Below are 1,337 nucleotides of genomic sequence, written 5' to 3'. Positions count from 1 at the left end.
GGGGGGGGGGGGGTTTTTTTTTTGGGGGTGGTGGGGTTCCCCGGGCCACCGCCCTTCTTTACCCGCCAAACAAATTCCCCCCTCCGGTGGGGGGGGGGGGGGGGGGCGCCCCCCCCCCCCCCCGCCCCGCTGTCTCGGCCCTACCGTGTCGGCCCCGCCGTCTCAGCTGGTGCGGCGCGCTGACTGCGGGGCCGGGTAGGAGACGTCCAGCTCCTCGATGGCTCGCATGGTGCCGCCGAGCATCTTCACCAGCAGCTCGCGCATCAGATCGCGCGACAGGCCGCGGTGGTCGATCCAGTCGAGGGTGGCCCCCTCCACACTGCACAGCCAGCCCAGCAGCGCCGTGCGCGGCAGCGGGCCCACCTTCCGCCGCCCGTACGCCCCTTCGGCGATGGTCTCGACGATGACCTCCCGGACGCCGTCGCGGATGGCGTGCACCTCGGCATCGAACCCGACACCGCCGCTGATGATGGTCCGGTACGCGGCCTGGTTGTGCTCGGCGTAGCGCAGATAGCCGTCGATGGTGCGGTGCACCCGTTCTTCCGGGGGCAGTTCGCGACCACTGGCCGCCCGGGAGACCAGCTCGGCCACCGAGTCCTCGACGATCGCCAGGTAGTAGCCGCGCTTGGAGCGGAAGTAGTAGTAGATCAGTCCCTTGGCGACATGCGCCTGCTTGGCGATGTCGTCCATCGACAGGGCGTCGTAGGACGTGTCGGCGAACAACTTCCGCCCGATGACGATGAGTTCGGCACGGCGCGCCAGGGAACGTTCGGTGCCGCGCGCTCCGGGGCGGTCGGCACCGCGCTGTGGACTGTCAGTCAATTGCGGACCTGGTCTCCAACCGCGAGCGGGACTTTCGCAGTATGGCAGAGCTGTACGAGCAGCCTGTTCGAGTCTCTTCGACCGGCCGGCGAGATCCCGGCGTCAGACCAGGCCGAGCTGCGTCACGAACATCGCGAGCACCAGCACGAAGGTCCAGCCCACGACGTGCTCAAGGATCTTCGGGCCGTCGTCATCGGGGCCGCCCGTCCGGGCGCGGACGTGTCCGGCGGTGGCAGAGGTCGTGGTCATGGCGGCTCACTCACGGTCGGCTTGCGATGGACTCCCCCGCCGGTTCGGACGGACTTGTCCCACCGGTTCGTCCACCTTGCCATCGGATCGGGCTTTTGCGGGGGAGAGCTTGGTCACGCGCGACCGACCGGTGTGGCACGCACCACAGGGGTGGGGGCGCCCGGGGGGGGGCCCCCCCTGGTCTTATGGGGCCCGGGTGCGTGGGCGCCCCCCCCCCCCCCGGGCCGGGGCGGGGGGGGCGGGGGGGGGGGGGGGGGGGGGGGGTG

At 71.3% G+C, this 1,337-nt stretch carries 2 protein-coding genes; both read right to left on the bottom strand.

Features of this window, described 5'->3' with window-relative positions; all coding sequences use genetic code 11:
- Positions 1–162: 162 nt before the first annotated feature.
- Complete coding sequence (locus ACIOKD_RS42020) at positions 163–822, bottom strand: TetR/AcrR family transcriptional regulator (protein WP_402093760.1); 660 nt, start codon at positions 820–822, stop codon at positions 163–165.
- Positions 823–924: 102 nt separating this feature from the next.
- Positions 925–1,071 (bottom strand): SCO1431 family membrane protein, encoded by a 147-nt coding sequence (locus tag ACIOKD_RS42015; protein WP_402093758.1) that lies wholly within the window; start codon positions 1,069–1,071, stop codon positions 925–927.
- Between the last annotated feature and the right edge of the window lie 266 nt (positions 1,072–1,337).

Origin of the sequence: Streptomyces sp. NPDC087844 (genome assembly GCF_044742785.1) — a bacterium.
Taxonomy (GTDB): Bacteria; Actinomycetota; Actinomycetes; order Streptomycetales; family Streptomycetaceae; genus Streptomyces.
This window is presented reverse-complemented; position numbering and strand designations above follow the sequence as displayed.